The organism is Thioclava sp. L04-15, from assembly GCF_002020275.1.
GTDB classification, from domain to species: domain Bacteria; phylum Pseudomonadota; class Alphaproteobacteria; order Rhodobacterales; family Rhodobacteraceae; genus Thioclava; species Thioclava marina.
Genome location: NZ_MPZW01000001.1, coordinates 371,896 through 387,980 on the forward strand (window position 1 = coordinate 371,896; position 16,085 = coordinate 387,980).

At 65.0% G+C, this 16,085-nt stretch carries 16 protein-coding genes; 4 read left to right on the plus strand and 12 right to left on the minus strand.

What is annotated here, in order from left to right; translation table 11 throughout:
- Nucleotides 1-61 precede the first annotated feature (61 nt).
- From BMI90_RS01850 to BMI90_RS01860, 3 genes are read right to left on the minus strand one after another with little or no spacing between them, the layout of a single operon-like run.
- Nucleotides 62-337 carry an RNA-binding S4 domain-containing protein gene (locus BMI90_RS01850; RefSeq protein ID WP_078525376.1) on the minus strand — a complete coding sequence of 92 codons (276 nt, stop codon included), beginning with the start codon at nt 335-337 and terminating at the stop codon, nt 62-64.
- A gap of 9 nt (nt 338-346) precedes the next feature.
- Nucleotides 347-3,199 carry a helicase-related protein gene (locus BMI90_RS01855; RefSeq protein WP_078525378.1) on the minus strand — a complete coding sequence of 951 codons (2,853 nt, stop codon included), beginning with the start codon at nt 3,197-3,199 and terminating at the stop codon, nt 347-349.
- An 18-nt stretch (nt 3,200-3,217) separates the two neighbouring features.
- Entirely contained in the window at nt 3,218-3,790 is a 573-nt protein-coding gene (locus tag BMI90_RS01860; RefSeq protein ID WP_078525380.1) for a hypothetical protein, read from the minus strand.
- A 65-nt stretch (nt 3,791-3,855) separates the two neighbouring features.
- Here BMI90_RS01860 and BMI90_RS01865 point away from each other — a divergent pair, with 65 nt between their 5' ends.
- Both BMI90_RS01865 and BMI90_RS01870 read left to right on the plus strand, forming a co-directional pair.
- Nucleotides 3,856-4,143, plus strand: a complete 288-nt coding sequence (locus tag BMI90_RS01865) for an SCP2 sterol-binding domain-containing protein (RefSeq protein WP_078525382.1) — start codon at nt 3,856-3,858, stop codon at nt 4,141-4,143.
- Nucleotides 4,143-5,126: an alpha/beta hydrolase gene (locus BMI90_RS01870; protein ID WP_078525384.1), complete on the plus strand. Its 984-nt coding sequence runs from the start codon at nt 4,143-4,145 to the stop codon at nt 5,124-5,126. The genes BMI90_RS01865 and BMI90_RS01870 overlap by 1 nt, the downstream gene beginning before the upstream one ends.
- Here the strand turns inward: BMI90_RS01870 and BMI90_RS01875 are convergent.
- The 4 genes from BMI90_RS01875 to BMI90_RS01890 are packed head-to-tail and all read right to left on the minus strand — an operon-like array spanning nt 5,107 to nt 9,057.
- Nucleotides 5,107-5,832: a proteasome-type protease gene (locus BMI90_RS01875; protein ID WP_078525386.1), complete on the minus strand. Its 726-nt coding sequence runs from the start codon at nt 5,830-5,832 to the stop codon at nt 5,107-5,109. The two genes, BMI90_RS01870 and BMI90_RS01875, sit on opposite strands and share 20 nt — an antisense overlap.
- A 33-nt stretch (nt 5,833-5,865) precedes the next feature.
- Nucleotides 5,866-6,678 carry a transglutaminase family protein gene (locus BMI90_RS01880; protein WP_078525388.1) on the minus strand — a complete coding sequence of 271 codons (813 nt, stop codon included), beginning with the start codon at nt 6,676-6,678 and terminating at the stop codon, nt 5,866-5,868.
- Nucleotides 6,675-7,637 (minus strand): alpha-E domain-containing protein, encoded by a 963-nt coding sequence (locus tag BMI90_RS01885; protein ID WP_078525390.1) that lies wholly within the window; start codon nt 7,635-7,637, stop codon nt 6,675-6,677. The genes BMI90_RS01880 and BMI90_RS01885 overlap by 4 nt, the downstream gene beginning before the upstream one ends.
- Before the next feature lie 7 nt (nt 7,638-7,644).
- The gene (locus tag BMI90_RS01890) at nt 7,645-9,057 is read right to left on the minus strand and encodes a circularly permuted type 2 ATP-grasp protein (protein ID WP_078527162.1); all 1,413 of its coding nucleotides are present in this window, start codon (nt 9,055-9,057) and stop codon (nt 7,645-7,647) included.
- Between the two features lie 220 nt (nt 9,058-9,277).
- Here BMI90_RS01890 and BMI90_RS01895 point away from each other — a divergent pair, with 220 nt between their 5' ends.
- Nucleotides 9,278-11,098: a M3 family oligoendopeptidase gene (locus tag BMI90_RS01895; RefSeq protein ID WP_078525392.1), complete on the plus strand. Its 1,821-nt coding sequence runs from the start codon at nt 9,278-9,280 to the stop codon at nt 11,096-11,098.
- Nucleotides 11,099-11,245: 147 nt separating this feature from the next.
- Here BMI90_RS01895 and BMI90_RS01900 read toward each other — a convergent pair whose 3' ends face one another.
- The 5 genes from BMI90_RS01900 to lgt form a co-directional block, all read right to left on the minus strand.
- Nucleotides 11,246-11,986 (minus strand): Hint domain-containing protein, encoded by a 741-nt coding sequence (locus BMI90_RS01900; protein WP_168172706.1) that lies wholly within the window; start codon nt 11,984-11,986, stop codon nt 11,246-11,248.
- A gap of 376 nt (nt 11,987-12,362) precedes the next feature.
- The gene (locus BMI90_RS18680) at nt 12,363-12,521 is read right to left on the minus strand and encodes a hypothetical protein (protein WP_158521686.1); all 159 of its coding nucleotides are present in this window, start codon (nt 12,519-12,521) and stop codon (nt 12,363-12,365) included.
- Nucleotides 12,522-12,755: 234 nt separating this feature from the next.
- Nucleotides 12,756-13,517, minus strand: coding sequence for a peptidoglycan editing factor PgeF (pgeF, locus tag BMI90_RS01905; RefSeq protein ID WP_078525396.1), 762 nt, complete (start codon nt 13,515-13,517; stop codon nt 12,756-12,758).
- 15 nt (nt 13,518-13,532) lie between these two features.
- Nucleotides 13,533-14,615: an SAM-dependent methyltransferase gene (locus BMI90_RS01910; protein WP_078525398.1), complete on the minus strand. Its 1,083-nt coding sequence runs from the start codon at nt 14,613-14,615 to the stop codon at nt 13,533-13,535.
- The gene (lgt, locus tag BMI90_RS01915) at nt 14,612-15,502 is read right to left on the minus strand and encodes a prolipoprotein diacylglyceryl transferase (RefSeq protein ID WP_146671218.1); all 891 of its coding nucleotides are present in this window, start codon (nt 15,500-15,502) and stop codon (nt 14,612-14,614) included. The genes BMI90_RS01910 and lgt overlap by 4 nt, the downstream gene beginning before the upstream one ends.
- A 138-nt stretch (nt 15,503-15,640) precedes the next feature.
- Between lgt and BMI90_RS01920 the strand changes: the two genes are divergently transcribed.
- Nucleotides 15,641-15,889 carry an accessory factor UbiK family protein gene (locus BMI90_RS01920; RefSeq protein ID WP_078527164.1) on the plus strand — a complete coding sequence of 83 codons (249 nt, stop codon included), beginning with the start codon at nt 15,641-15,643 and terminating at the stop codon, nt 15,887-15,889.
- The last annotated feature ends 196 nt before the right edge of the window (nt 15,890-16,085 follow it).

A 16,085-nucleotide genomic window follows, 5' to 3' on the forward strand; every position in this document is an offset into this window, starting at 1 on the left:
GGGGAAGCGTCGTGTTTCAAGGGAACGTTCGGCCTTTTCGCTGCGGCATGACGCGCAGGTTTCAGGCTTCGGGTACGATCTCTTCGTAGAGGCCCTGCGCCTCGCTCGCCGGGCCGCGCCGGGTGCCGCATTCGAGGATGCGCAGCACCCGCACCTGTGCCCCGAACCGAACCGTCAGAACATCTCCCGGGCCGACACCGCGGCCCGGTTTCTCGATACGTTGCCCGTTGAGGCGCACCTTGCCGCCCTGCACCGCGTCCTGCGCAAGGCCGCGGGTCTTGCAGAACCGCGCCTGCCAGAGCCATTTGTCGATGCGGATGCGCTCGGGCGCGTCCATGGCAGGGGCTTACTTCTTGTCCTTGAGGGCTGCGAGCACCGCGAAAGGATTGTCCGGATCGATCGGCTTGTCCTTCTTCGGCGGGCGCGCCTCGAAGTTGCGCGCGCCTTGCGGTTTGCCGCCCTTCTTGCCGCCCTTGAACCCGTCGCGGTCGCGCTTGCCCTGCGGCTTGCCGCCGCCCTTGCGCTCACCACGCTCGCCACCGGGCTTTCCGCCCTGCCCCTGATCACGGCGCGGCGGACGATTGCCGCGCGGACGCGGCGCCCAGGTGAAGGTGAAGAAGGTCTCGACCTCGTCGCCCGCAACCTCTTCGGCGGCGATCATGTCACCGCCCGCCTCGGCCGCGGCTTCCGCCTCGGGATGGGTCTCGGGGGTCTCCTCGCCGCCACCGGCTTCGGCCGTGGCTTCGGTCGCGAGCTCATCGGAGAGCGCCTGCGCGCCGGCCTCTTCCTCGGCCTTCTCGAGATCGGCAGCTTTCACCTTCGCGCGCTCGCCCTTCTCGGCCTTGTAGCCGAGCCCTTCCATAAGGTCGGCGAACTGCTCGAGCGTCATGCCGGTGATCGAGAGCATGTCCGGGTTGGCCTCGAAGCCGCCACGGCTGTCCTGACCGCGCAGCAGATCGGCGAGGCGTTCGAGCATGTCGATACGGATCGCGCGCGCGCCGGCCGGACGATAGCCCGAGAGGCGATAGGTCTCGGCGTCGAAACTGCCGAGATTGGGAATCGTCACGAGGCCCGGGGGCGGGCTTTCGGGGAACTCATCCGCACCCGACCAGAGCGAGGCCAGCACTAGCCGAAGCCGGGTCGGCGCGGGCTTCAGAAGCGCGGGCATGAAGATCGTATACTGGCCGAAACGCACGCCGTGCTTGCGCAGAGAACCGCGCGCGTCCTGATCGAGATCCTTGACCTCGGCGGCGATCTGCTCGCGTGGGATGATGCCGAGCGCTTCGACCATGCGGAAGGCGAAGCCGCGCGCGAGGCCCGTCAGTGCCTCGTCACGGCTCATCGCGAGGAGCGGTTCGAACAGGGCCGCGACCTTGCGGTCGATGAAATGCTGAAGACGGCGCGTGACCTTCTCGGCCACGTCCGAACCGGCTTCTTCGTCGACGAAGGCCTGCACGGAGGGGCGCAGCAGATCGGCCCCCTTCACCAGTTTGCCCACGGCGATCTCGCCCCACATCAGGCCGCCCTGTTCGGTGAAATCCATCTCCGTATCGGGCGCGTTGTAGAAGCGGTCCGCGCGCAGGGAGAACTCGGGTGCGAGCGCCTCATAGGCCGCGCGGGCGAGCATCTTCGCCTCGTCGGGCGATCCGGTTTCGTCCTGACGGAAGCGGAATCCTTCCAGACGGCCTGCGAATTCGCCGCTTACCGTCACTTCGCCCTTGTCGTTCACCTCGGCCACGAGGGTCTCCTTCTGCTTGAGCCGGCGCAGCAACACGGATGTGCGCCGGTCCACAAATCTTTGCGTCAGAGCGCCATGCAGCGCGTCCGACAGGCGGTCTTCTACAGCGCGGGTCGCCTCGCGCCAATGACTTTCGTCATCGACCCAGCCCTTGCGTTGCGCAACGTAAGTCCAGGTCCGGATGAAGGCGAGACGGCGGCTCAGCGTGTCGATATCGCCGCCTGTCCGGTCGATGCGCTCGATCTGACGCGCAAGCCAGTCCGAAGGCACTCCCTTGCCCGTTTGCAAGAACTCGAAGATGCGCGCGAGAAGGGTGGCATGTTCGGCCTCGGAAATCGAACGAAAATCGGGGATTCGGCAAACATCCCACAGGAGTTGCACATCCTTTGGGCTGTTGACCCGATCGCGGATCGCAGGGTCTTCGCCCAGCATCTTGAGCGCGCGCAGATCGTCGGCCTCGCGGCCTTTGGTCAGCCATTCGCCGCCATCGCGCTCGGCGGGGCGCGCCTCGAGCGACTGGATCAGCCGGTCGAGCGAGCCGAATTCAAGTCGCGCGCTGCGCCATTGTAGCCGTTGCAGCGGTGCGAAACGGTGCTGTTCGATCGCCTCGATCACCTCGGGCTGGAGAGGCCGCGCCTCGCCCGTCACGCCAAAGGTGCCGTCGGAGGTATGCCGCCCTGCCCGCCCCGCGATCTGCGCCAGCTCATGCGGGAAGAGCGCGCGCATCCGCCGCCCGTCAAATTTCGAAGTGGCCGAGAAGGCGACGTGGTCGATATCGAGGTTCAACCCCATCCCGATCGCATCGGTGGCCACCAGATAATCGACGTCGCCATTCTGATACATCGCCACCTGCGCGTTGCGGGTGCGGGGCGAGAGCGCCCCCATCACCACCGCGCAGCCGCCCTTCTGGCGGCGGATCAGCTCGGCGATGGCATAGGTATTCTCGACCGAGAACCCGACGATGGCCGAGCGCGGCTTCATCCGGGAGATCTTCTTCGAGCCCGCATAGGTCAGCTCGGAGAACCGCTCGCGCTTGGTGAACTGCACCTTCGGCACCAGCGCGGCAATCGCCCCGCGCATCGTCTCGGAACCAAGAAACAGCGTCTCGTGCAGACCGCGCGCGTGCAGCAACCGGTCGGTGAAGACATGGCCGCGCTCGGGGTCGCCGCAAAGCTGGATCTCGTCGATGGCAAGGAAATCCGCGCCGATCCCCGTGGGCATCGCCTCGACCGTGCAGACCCAGTACTGCGTGCGCTCGGGCACGATGCGCTCTTCGCCGGTGACCAGCGCCACGACGGAAGGCCCGCGCTGCTCGACGATCCGGTCATAGACCTCGCGCGCGAGAAGCCGCAAAGGCAGGCCGATGACGCCGGTACGATGCGCCAGCATCCGCTCGATCGCGTAATGCGTCTTGCCGGTATTGGTCGGCCCCAGAACGGCCGTGATCCGCCCGCTTTGCATCGCTGCTCCGTTCCGGCCTCAGAGAGCCGTGCCCTGATGCGCCTTCTCGAGACGCGCAATGGCGTCTTTCACATCCTGTTGATGCGGGTTCAAGGCGAAAGAGGCGCGGTAGGCTTCCAACGCGCGCGCATCGTCGCCCATCTCCTCGAGAATCGCGCCAAGCCCCGCGAGCGCGCCCCAGTGGCGGGGCTCCAGTTGCAGCGTATGCGCGATATCGGAGGCCGCGGGGCCATAGAGACCGGCCATGAAATAGGCCGTGGCGCGTCCGTTCCATCCGGCGGCGAAATCCGGCGCATGATCGGTGAGTGCGGTGAAATGCTCGATCGCGGCATCTGCATCGCCTTCGTCAAGCGCCTGTTCACCGCGTTTCAGCAGCAAATCCATTGTCGCCGAACCCGAACGCGACCACGCCCTCCGGATATCCGCCTCGGCGCGCGCCCAGCCCTGTTCGGAGGGGTCGGCGAGCTCCTTGAAATAGGGATCGAGCCCCTCCGTTTCGGCGCGGGCAGGGAAAGCCGCAATTGTCGCGAGCGCGAGGCTTACGCAAAATGCCGTGACGACACATTTGTATCTGTGAATTCGGTGCCACATAGTTTCGACTGTAACGCAAATGCCGGAGAAAGCGAGAGCCCGGCCATCAAAACTGGAGGACTTCCATGAGCGAGGTAATCGACAAGGCTGTCGAGGCGCTGCAGGCGAAAATGCCGGACGGTTTTTCGTCCACCGCGAAATTCGTGATCGAGGATGAAGGCTCGATCATCGTCGACGAAAACGGCGTGCGCGCCGGCGACGACGAAGCCGAGGTCGTGCTGACCGCCGATCGCGACACCTTCGAAGGCATGCTCAACGGGGATGTGAACCCGACCTCGGCCTTCATGTCGGGCAAGCTCAAGATCGACGGCTCGATGGGCCTTGCGATGCAGCTGGGAGCGGCTCTGGCCTGATGGAGCGCGCGCCCCTTTTCGAACAGATCGCGCGCGGCCCCGGGGGCGGCGCGGCCTATTGGCTGACGGCCCGCGACGGTGTTCGCATCCGCTTCGGTCACTGGCCCAGCCCCCCTCAGCCGCGCGGGACCGTGTTCCTGTTGTGCGGGCGCACCGAATACATCGAAAAATACGGCCCTGCCGCGGCGGATTTCGCCGCGCGGGGCTACGCGATGCTGGCCATCGACTGGCGCGGCCAGGGCCTTGCCGATCGCATTCTGACCCATGCCCCCGAAAAGGGCCATGTCGGCGGGCTTCAGGACTACCAGTGGGATCTTCACGCGGTGATCGACGCCGCGGACGAGTTGGGTCTTCCCCAGCCCTATTTTCTGGTCGGGCATTCGATGGGCGGCGCAATCGGCCTGCGCGCGATCGAACACGAGCATCACCGTTTTTCCGCAGCCGCCTTCTCCGCTCCGATGTGGGGGATCAAGGCCCCCGCGCTGCTGCACCCGTTCCGCATCCTGATCGCGCAGCTTCTGGGGGATTCCTTCCTTGCCGAAGCCTACCCGCCCGGGATGAATGGCACGACCTATGTCTACCGCGACAGCTTTCTCGCGAACCGGCTGACACGCGACCCCGAGATGTGGTCCTGGCTGATCGACCAGGCCGCGAAACACCCCGACTTGACGCTTGCCGGCCCGACGATCCACTGGGTTGCCGAAAGCCTTCTGGAGTGCGAGGCGCTGGCTGCCCTGCCTTCGCCCGACCTGCCCTGCTATTGCGGGCTCGGGGCGGCGGAGAAAATCGTGCATTGCCCGGCGGTGCATGACCGCATGAACCGCTGGCCCAAGGGCAAGCTCGACGTCATCCCCGAGGCCGAGCACGAACTCATGATGGAGATCCCCTCCACGCGCGCGCGCTTCTATGACGGCTGTGCGGCGCTGTTCGATGCGGCCGGCGGGCTCGCGGCCCGCGACGGCCTTACAGCTGAATCTGCGTGAACCCTTCGCGCAGCGCGTTCGACCAGGCTTCGGACATGCGCGCGAAATCGGAATCACCCGCCTCGATCCGGCGGCGCGTGCCGATCTTGCATTCGTCCTTGCGGATCACCGCGAGATCGAGCGGCATCCCCACCGAGAGGTTCGAGCGCAGCGTCGAATCCATCGACAAAAGCACGGCCTTTTGCGCGTCCTCGAGACTCGTCTCGGGGCGCACAACGCGATCGAGGATGGGCTTGCCATATTTGTGCTCGCCGATCTGCAGGAAGGGCGTGTCCTCGGTGGCTTCGATGAAATTGCCTTCCGGGTAGATCAGGAACATCCGCATCTCGCCGCCCGCGCGCTGACCCGCGACGATCATCGAGGCCGAGGTCGAAATCCGCTCGGCATCCATGCGGCTGACGATATCCTTGCGAACGCCCGCCATCGTGTTGCCGATGATCTCGGCCACTTTGAGCATGGTCGGCGCTTCCATGATCGAGGTCTCGCCGGTCGCGTCCGACGCATCGACCGCTTCGCGCAGGCGCGCAAGCGTCGTCTGCGTGACCGAGAGCGAGCCCGCCGTCATGATCGCGATCACCCGCTCACCGGGGTCTTCGAAGGTAAACATCTTGCGATAGGTCGCGATATTGTCGAGCCCGCCATTCGTCCGGGTGTCGGACAGCAAAACCATGCCTTCATTGAGCAGAAGGCCCACACAGTAGGTCATAGTCGTCCCCTGATCCCCTGACAGACGCGCAATCTATTGCTGGAGCTGTTCCAGCGCAACTGTGACGTCCAGTCGCTCCTCGCCCGCGCCCTGAGTGATCCCACGGATCGGCGCGGCCTCGCGCGCATCCAACCCGGAGCCAAGCCGGATATAGCGCTCGTCGGGGCAGCATGCGTTGGCCGGGTCGAAGCCGATCCAGCCGATCCCCTCGACCCAGATCTCGGCCCAGGCATGGGCCGCCTCATGCGGCGCGCCATCTTCGGTCGCGAACAGGTAACCCGAAACGTAACGCGCTGGCATATCGACCGCGCGCGCCGCCGCGATCAGCGCATGGGCATGGTCCTGACAGACCCCCTCGCCCTGCGTCAGCGCCTCGGCGGCGGTGGTGTGGGTGTGGGTGACTCCGGGCTTGTAGGCGATCGCCTCGGCGACAGCGGAGCTGAGACGGTGCGCCCGGTCAAGCATGTCCGACGCGCCCTCGACGGCGCTCTCGCCCAGTTCCTGAAGCGCATCGTCGATCCAGGTCGCAACGGTCTCGCGCAGATATGCCATGGGATGAACGAGCTCGCGGTGGCCGCGCAGCACGCCCGAGGTGTCGAAGGTTTCGACCTGCCCGGTGACCGTGACCGTGACGGCCTCCACCGGCGGGCGGATCGACCAACCCTCGACCCGGTCACCCGCGCCATCGCGAAACGCCCCCCCCTTCACGCCCCCTTCGACGGACACCGACCAGTCGATCGTGCGTTGTCCGTCGAAGCGCGAGGGAAAGAGGCGCAGCGATTGCACCGCAGCCCCCATCGGCGCGTCGTAATCATAGGTCGTGACATGATTGACCGTGAGGATCATCGCGCATCTCCCGACAGGTAGTTGCGTTGCACAAGCCCGGCCAGATCGCCGATCTCACCGATGAAGCGGGTGAGAAACTCGTGCAGCCCCTCGTCGAATATCTCTGTCACCTGGGTTTGTTCGAGTTCGCGCACGAGGCCGCGCACCCGGATCTGCACCGGTCCGCTCGCCGTCTCGTCCCCATAGAAGCGCCCGATATTCTCGAGATGATGCAGCGCCTTGCGCATTGCCGACATCAGCGAGCGCGGGCTCGCCGGGTTGAGAATGAGGAAATCGGCGATTTTCGAAGCGGTGATGTCGCCGCCGTAAGCCCAGTGGAAGGCGCGATAGGATTGAAGTGCCCGCAAGAGGACCTGCCACTGGTAATTGTCGAAGCCCGTGCCGACCATCTCCACCGAGGGCAGCAGCACGAAATACTTCACGTCGATCAGGCGCGCGGTGTTGTCGGCCCGTTCCAGCGCATAGCCGAGGTTCATGAAGAAGAACCCGTCATTGCGCAGCATCGTCGCGTCCATCGCGCCGCGCATCATCGCGGATTGGCGTGCGACCCATTCGCAGAGCTCCGTCGTCTCCCATTCCGAACGCGGCTGGCGTTCGATCTGGCGGATTTCTTGAAACGCGGTGTTGAGCGTATCCCAGACCTGACCGGTGATCGCGGTGCGCACGATCCGTGCATTCTCGCGGGCACGCTCGATGCAGGAAATCACCGAGGACGGATTGTCGCGGTCAAAGAACAGGTAGCTCTCGATATTGCGCTGTACCGGATCGCCATATTTCTCGGCAAAGCCATCCGCAGTGCCCGAAGCCTGCAACAGGCTCTCCCATTCCGAGCGATAGCCGTGCCCTGCCGAGGGCGTCAGCGCGATCCGGGCGCCCACCTCAAGCAGGCGCGCCATGGTTTCCGCACGCTCCATGTAGCGCGCGATCCAGAAGAGGTTTTCCGCCGTCCGGCTCAGCATGTCACAATCACTCCGCCAGAACCCAGGTATCCTTGACCCCGCCACCCTGCGACGAGTTCACCACGAGCGAGCCTTCGGTCAGCGCCACGCGCGTCAACCCACCCGGCACCAGCTCGACCTTCTCGCCCACGAGGCAATAGGGGCGCAGGTCGACATGGCGGGGCGCCACCCCCTCTTCCACGAAGGTCGGCGTCGTCGAGAGCGCCAGCGTCGGCTGGGCGATGTAGTTCACCGGGTTGTCCTGGATCTTGATGCGGAAGGTCTCGATCTGCTCCTTCGTGGCTTTCGGCCCTACGAGCATCCCGTAACCGCCCGATCCGTGAACCTCCTTGACCACCAGCTCGGGCAGGTGATCGAGCACGTATTTCAGGTCATCGGGCTTGGCGCACTGCCATGTCGGCACATTCTCCAGAAGCGGCTCCTCACCGAGATAGAAACGCACCATCTCGGGCACGAACGTGTAGATTGCCTTGTCGTCGGCGACGCCCGCTCCCGGCGCCGAACAGATCGTCACCCCGCCCGAACGGTAGACATCCATCAGCCCCGGCACGCCCAGCATCGAGTCGGGCCGGAAACAGAGCGGGTCGATGAAAGCGTCGTCGATGCGGCGATAGATCACGTCGACCTTCTTCGGGCCTTCGGTCGTGCGCATCCAGCAGAACCCGCCCTCGACAAACAGATCCGCCCCCTCGACCAGCTCGACCCCCATCAAGTCGGCAAGGAAGGAGTGCTCGTAATAGGCGGAGTTGAAATGGCCCGGCGTGAGAATTGCGATCGTCGGTTCGCGGTCGCATTTCGCGGGCGCCACCGAGGCCAGCGTACGGCGGAGCGCGTCGGGATAGCCATCGACCGGCTCGATCCGGTTCTCGCGAAAGAGCTGCGGGAACATGCGCATCATGATCTCGCGGTTCTCGAGCATGTAGGAGACGCCCGAGGGCGTGCGGCAATTGTCCTCGAGCACATAGAACTCGTCCGGCCCGGTCCGCACGAGATCGATGCCGACGATATGGGAATAGATACCGCGCGGCGGAATAAAGCCTGAAACCGCCCGCTCATAGGCCTCGTTCTGATAGACGAGCCGCGCCGGGATGCGTCCGGCGCGCACGATCTCGCCGCGCCCGTACACATCAAGAAGGAAGGCGTTGAGCGCGCGGGCACGTTGCTTGATGCCGCGCTCGAGCTTGCGCCATTCGCTCTGCGTGAAGACACGGGGGAACATGTCGAAGGGGATCAGACGATCCGGGTCGCCGCCTTCGCCATAAACCGCGAAGGTGATGCCGATGCGGCGAAACAGCGCCTCGGCCTCGGCCTGTTTCATTGCGCGCAGTTCCGCAGGCATTTCGCGCATCCAGCCATCAAGCCCGGAATAGGGTTGACGAACCCTGCCCCCATCGAACATCTCGTTGAAATACTCGGTCATCGCGAACGCATTCACTCCCCTGCTCTTTCCCCATCTCTAGGTCGTGATCATGATGAGGAAAAGCCGATCCCCGATGTTAACGTTCCCAATAGCTTCAGAGAAACGTCATTTGACAGGCATTGCCTAAAATTTGTGCACGCCCTTTACACCTGCCCCACCCTTGCCAGTCCCGCCTCGCTGCCCCTATCTGAGTGACAACGCCAAACGTTGAGAGGATAGCATGACCATTTCGCCCCGCCGCCCCGTCTTCGATGCCAATGCAACCGGAGGCGCGTTCGGAGATCTGCCCGAATGGAACCTCAGCGACCTCTACACCGCCCCCGACGCACCGGAGCTGGCGCAAGACATGGAATGGCTGGAAAAGGCCTGCGCCGCCTTTGCCGCCGACTATGAGGGCAAACTCGCCGATCTCGACGCTGCGGGCATGGCAGAGTGCATCGCGCGCTATGAGGCGATCGAAGAGAAGGCAGGTCGCGTGATGTCCTATACGGGGCTGCGCTACTACCAGAACACCGTGGACGCCGGCCGGGTGAAACTGCTGTCGGATGCGCAGGACAAGATCACCACCTACACCACGCCGCTCGTTTTCTTCAGCCTCGAATTCAACCGCATCCCGGACGACAGATACGAGGCCGTCTTCGCCGATCCGAAAGTGTCGCGCTACAAGCCCGTCTTCGACCGGATGCGCGCGATGAAGCCCTACCAGCTCTCCGACGAGCTGGAGAAGTTCCTGCATGATCAATCGGTCGTGGGCGCTGCCGCCTGGAACCGCCTCTTCGACGAGACCACCGCCGCGCTGGAATTCGACGTCGACGGCGAGATGCTCTCGCTCGAAGCCACCACGACGCTGCTCTCCGATCACGACCGCGCCAAGCGCGAAGCGGCCGCCCATGCGCTCGCCAAGGTCTTCGGCGAGAACATCCGCACCTTTTCGCGCATCCACAACACGCTGGCGAAGGAAAAGGAAATCGAGGATCGCTGGCGCAAGATGCCGACGCCCCAGACCGGCCGGCACCTGTCGAACGATGTCGAGCCCGAGGTGGTCGAGGCGCTGCGCAATGCCGTGGTTGCCGCCTATCCGCGCCTGTCGCATCGCTACTACGCGCTGAAAGCGAAATGGCTCGGCCTCGACAAGCTTCAGGTCTGGGACCGCAACGCGCCCCTGCCGACCGAGGCGCCGCGCGACATCCAGTGGGACGAGGCGAAGGAAACCGTGCTCGACGCCTATGCGGGCTTCGATCCGCGCATGGCCGAGATCGCCCAGCCCTTCTTCGAGAAAGGCTGGATCGACGCGGGCGTGAAACCGGGCAAGGCGCCGGGTGCCTTCGCCCATCCGACCGTGACCACCGTGCACCCCTACGTGATGCTCAACTACCTGGGCAAACCGCGCGACGTGATGACGCTCGCGCATGAGCTGGGCCACGGCGTCCATCAGGTGCTGGCCGCGAAACAGGGCGAAATGCTCTCCTCGACCCCGCTGACGCTCGCGGAAACCGCGTCGGTCTTCGGCGAGATGCTGACCTTCCGCAAGCTGCTCGCCGCCGCCAAGACCCGCGAAGAACGCAAGACGCTGCTCGCCGGCAAGGTCGAAGACATGATCAACACCGTCGTGCGCCAGATCGCCTTCTACGATTTCGAATGCAAACTGCACGCAGCGCGCGCCCAAGGGGAGCTCACCCCCGAGGATATCAACGCGCTTTGGATGTCGGTGCAGGGCGAAAGCCTCGGCCCGGCCTTCGAGTTCATGGACGGATACGAAACCTTCTGGTCCTACATCCCGCACTTCGTCCACTCGCCCTTCTACGTCTACGCCTATGCCTTCGGCGACGGGTTGGTGAACGCGCTCTACGCCGCCTACGAGGCCCAGCCGAAGGGCTTCCAGGACAAGTATTTCGCGATGCTGGAGGCGGGCGGCTCGATGCACCACAAGCAACTGCTCGCCCCCTTCGGCCTCGACGCCTCGGACCCGGCCTTCTGGGACAAGGGCCTGTCGATGATCGAAGGCTTCATCGACGAGCTGGAGGCAATGGAAGAGGCCTGATCGCCCCTTCCTCTTGGCCTAAATATCCCGGGGGTGAGGCGCATCGCGCCGAGGGGGCAGCGCCCCCTCCCCCTCCCGAAAAGCAAACGCCCGCGCCGAGGTCATCGGCACGGGCGTTCTTCATTTTCGGCTGCCCCCGGACAGGGATCAGATCAGCATTTCCTCGACCTCGAAGCGGGTCAGGCGCGGCGCGCAGAGCGGGCCGAAATCGCGCAACCGTTCGATTTGCGGGAAAAGCGCGGTGAAGAGCTCGGCCATGCGCGGGTCGATCATTCGCTCGATCCCCTCTCCGGGATGATAGCTCTCGATCTCCATGCCGCCGACCTTGAGCGACCCGTGATGCTCAAGCAAGACGTGATAGGCGCTGACCGGCGAGGCCGGCGTAACCTCGATCACGCTGACCCCGTCGACGAAACCCGCGATCGGCGCATAGGCGGTTTCGATCCCCATCCGCGCGCGCAGCCGCGCATCGCGCAGGCAAAGCCGCGCATGTGGGCCAAGCACCAGATCTGGCATCGGACGGCCATGGCCGAAGGCCTCGGAAGTGATACGGATCAGCTTATGCGCCTCCTCGGCCGAGGCGGGGAAAAGCGTCATCGAGCCGATCCAGGTCACGGTTTCGATGCGCTCGTCGGCGGTGATCACCCGCATCCCCGGCACGAGATCCTCGACCGCGACGGGGCCGTCCTCGGTCGCGAGGACCGAGCCGCGCGCGAGCGCCGAGAAGGCTTCCTCGAAGAGCGGAATCGCCGGGGCAATGCGGACTTCCTCCTCGATGTGCCCGGTCGGGCCGAGCCACATCGTGGTATAGCGCCGCGTCATCGCCGAAGCGCGCAGCGTGCGCTTCGGCGAAGGCGGTGTGGCACGCAGAACGCGGGGCGCCTGCATGTCAGTCGCAGTGCGGAGAGAACCTGCCTCCGCGGACCGGTGGGTCATATTCATGCGATCAGCCTTTCGGTCTGGTCACATCTGCTACGGCCCCCACCGGTTGCAGAGAGACAACTCAAAAATGCGCAGCTTGGGGCTCTGCGTCAAATTTTCCGTATTATTGTCCTCGCGCGGGCGCGCAGTCCGCAGGTGGCTTGTCGGAGTGTTTCGGGTGCGCGAACCGGCGGCCGTAATTTCGCCACATTGCAGATTCGAATCACCCGCGCCCCGGGAGCAGACCGAGACGCGGGTGACAGTGGCCGGACTTGGCAGCGTCCGGCCGGGTCTCGCCCCGCGCGCCGGCATGACCAAAAGCGGTGCGCGGACGAGGTTCGGATCAGCGTGCGGCGGAGCGCGTCCGCTGCGGCCGCTCGGCGGCGCGACGCTCGGCCAGCGGCTTGCGGTTGGCGCGTGCCCAGGGCATGGGCGTTTCGCAGCGGGCGGCCTCGGCCAGCATCGATTTCATCCAGCGGCGCGTCGGGTTTTTCTGGGTCATTTTTCTGTGCCTCCTCTTGGGACCGGCTAGGTCCGGTTCGCCCCTTATATTACGAGCCAATGGGGCCAGCTTGAGGCGTTGAACATTTTTTTCAGGGGCCTGGCAGCAACCGATTGTGGCGCAGGCGCATTGTTTCAAATCACTGTGAAATCAGGGGCGTTTTACCAGCTTTGCCGCCGGAGCCGTCACAAATGGGGCGTCATTCGGACCATCGCCCCCGCATTCATGCCCAATTCATAAACGAATCGCCGAGATCAGGCGGCCGTAATCAGCCTCGCCGGCATGGGTCGTGCGGCGGTAGGAATAGAAGCGGTCGGGATCGGCATAAGTGCAATGGCGGATCCATTCCGCCTCCCCCACACCCGCTGCACGCAGACGATCGAGAGAGAAGCTCGGAAGGTCGAAATGCGGCCGACCATTCGGCCCTCCCGAGAAGAACCGCGCATAGGCGGGATCCTCGATGATGAAGCGCTCCATGAATTCCTCACCCACCTCGTAGGCATGGACGGAAATGCACGGCCCGATCACCGCGACCGTGTCCTCGCGATGCGCGCCGAGCGCCTCCATCGCGTCGAGCGTGTTCTCGAGAACCCCTTCGAGCGCTCCGCGCCAACCCGCATGGGCCGCGCCGATCACGCCCGCCTTGGCATCGGCAAAGAGAACCGGCTGGCAATCCGCCGTCAGAACGGAGATCGCGACGCCCGGCGTGGCGGTGACGATGGCATCGGCTTCGATGGGACCGGCGGGCGGACCGTCGAGCGTCGCGACATCGGGGGAATGGATCTGGTGAACGCCAAGCAACGCCTCGGGGGCAATACCAAGCGCATCGGCGGCGCGGGCACGGTTGGTGCGCACCGCCTCGGATTGATCCGACGAACCGGGGCCGCAATTGAGCCCCGAGAAGATACCGGACGACGCCCCTCCGCGTCGGGTGAAAAAACCGTGCCGAACGCCGTTCAGCGCAGGGGAGGTCAGGATTTCGAGCGTAGTCGCCATCGCGTCCTCTCAGGCTCAGGGTCGGGCAGGATCGAAACCGGGCGGCAAGGCTGCACCCGGCGCAACGATCGCCAGAGACTGGAACAGGTGACCCATTTCCTCGGGGTGGGTCAAGCGGCGATGCGCGGCGATATGGGCCTCGAGCGCAGCACCGTCCAAGCTTTGAGCAAGCATCTGCGCACGCGCCGTGATCCCGAGCCGTTCGAGTAGAACGCCCTGTGCCGTCATGGCAGAGACCTGAGCGCCAGCCGCGCGCGCAGCCAAGGCGAGCGGCTCGAAATCGACATGGGCCGTCAGGTCCGCTTCACCGGGCGCCTCGAAGGGATCGACGGGCTGATGCGCCTTGAGCGCCTGGAAGGTGTCGCCAAGGCTGTGCCAGTTCCCGTAATCGATCAGCAGCGCCGCTCCGCCCTGTGCAGCAATCCGGGCCGCCAGCGTTTCGGTGAAACTCCGCGCGGGTGCGCAGGTTTCGACCCCGTCACCGGGTTTGGTATCCATGATACGCGGCTCCAGCGCCTCGAGCCGCACGGGGGGCGCGAGACCGGGGGCCAGCGATCCGTCAGGCGCAAGCCCCACCTGACGCTCGGCCCAGCCCTTTTCGACCCGCTGGAATTGCCGGATCGGCAGCGCGTCGAGGAATTCGTTGGCGACGAAGAAGAGCGGCGCCTCGGGCAGCGTGTCGATACTGTCATGCCAGGTGACCGCATGCCCCTCCAGTCGCGCGCGCTGGATCTCGCGCAGAGTGGGCGAGGCTTCGATCAGGTGGACCTGCGCGGCCTCGACCATCCCCGGCACCGAGCGCATCGCGCGCAGCATATCGGCCATCAGCGTGCCCCGCCCCGGCCCGGCCTCGGCCAGCAGGAACGGTGCGGGCCGACCCTGATCGAGCCAAGCCTGCGCCAGACACAGCCCCAGCATCTCTCCGAACATCTGCGAGATCTCGGGGGCGGTGATGAAATCGCCCTTGCCCCCGAACGGGTCACGCGTCGCGTAATAGCCATGCTCGGGATGGAGCAGGCAGGCCCCCATATATCGGTCGAGCCGCATCGGCCCTTCAGCGGCGATCTGCGCCGCGAGTATCCGGCCCAGCGGCGTCACGAGGCTTTCGGCGCGCGCAACGCGCGGATCACGAAATACAGCCCCACCGCGATCATCGGCAGCGAGAGCACCTGCCCCATCGTAAGCCCCAGCCCGTCGGTAAAGCGGATGACATGACCGTAGGGATTGTCGAGGCTGACGAATTGCACATCGCCTTGGCGGAACAGCTCGACGAAGGCGCGCGCGGCCCCATAGCCCGTAAGGAAGATCCCGAGGCTGAGCCCCGGGCGTTTGAGCGACCGGGCAAAGCGCACCAGCCCCCAAAGGATGAGGCCCAACAGCAGTCCTTCCAGCCCCGCCTCGTAAAGCTGCGAGGGGTGGCGGGCACAAGTGCCGTCCACCTGCCCAGCGATGCCCAGACAGGTCTGCGCCACCTCGCCGGGGAAGATCACGCCCCAGGGCACATCCGTCGGACGCCCCCACAGCTCGGGCTTGATGAAATTCGCGATACGGCCAAGAAACAGCCCGATCGGTACGACCAGCGCCATCGCGTCGGCCAGCTGCATTTTCGGGATCGAATGGCGCCGCGCGAACCACCATCCCGCGACCAGCGTGCCGAGGAATCCGCCATGGAAGGACATGCCCCCTTCCCAGACCTTGAAGATGTCGAGTGGATGCGAGAGGTACCAACTTGCATCATAGAACAGCACGAAGCCGATCCGTCCGCCCAGCACCACACCGAGGATCACCGCCGTCAGGAGATCCTCGACCTTGCTCGCCTCCATCGGCGCGCGGTCGCCGGGCCAGAGACCCGGGCGCTTCATCAAGCCTACGATGATCCGCCAACCCGCCACGAGCCCCGCGATATAAGCCAGCGCATACCAGCGGATCGGCAGGCCAAGTCCGGGAATGGTGAAGGCAACCGAGTCGAATTGCGGGAAGGGAATGGCAAGGGGCAGCACGCTTGTCTCCTGTCATGGGCCGCGGCGAGAAAGCCCTGCGCGCGTCGGGAAGTCAACCTTGCCACCGCCGCGCACACAGCCCATATAAACGGGGAACCTGTTTTTGACCGTGAGGGGATGGACATGCAGCCGCCCAACAAGATTTTCGACGAGATGTCCAAGCTGATGACCAACGCGATGGGCGTTGCTCAGGGCGCGAAGGACGAGGCCGAAACAGCGATGAAGAGCTGGATGGACCGCTGGCTCGCCGATCGCAACCTCGTGACCCGCGAGGAATTCGACGCGGTGCGCGCGATGGCCCAGAAGGCGCGCGAGGAAAACGAGGCGCTTAAGGCGCGGATCGAGGCGCTCGAAGGCAAGAAAGAGGGCTGATTGCGGTCCTGTCGGAATTGGAGACGCCCGGTCGTGAGGACCGGGCGTTTTCCGTTTTGTTGATGGCACGGGGCGACGAGCCCCGGTGCCGCGCCCGACCCTCCAGCCGGGAGGGCGCGTTGGCGATGGCGTCGCGGGTTCAAGCGACCTGCGGGCTTTTGAGACAAAGTGTAGACCACTGAGGTCGCAGAGCGCC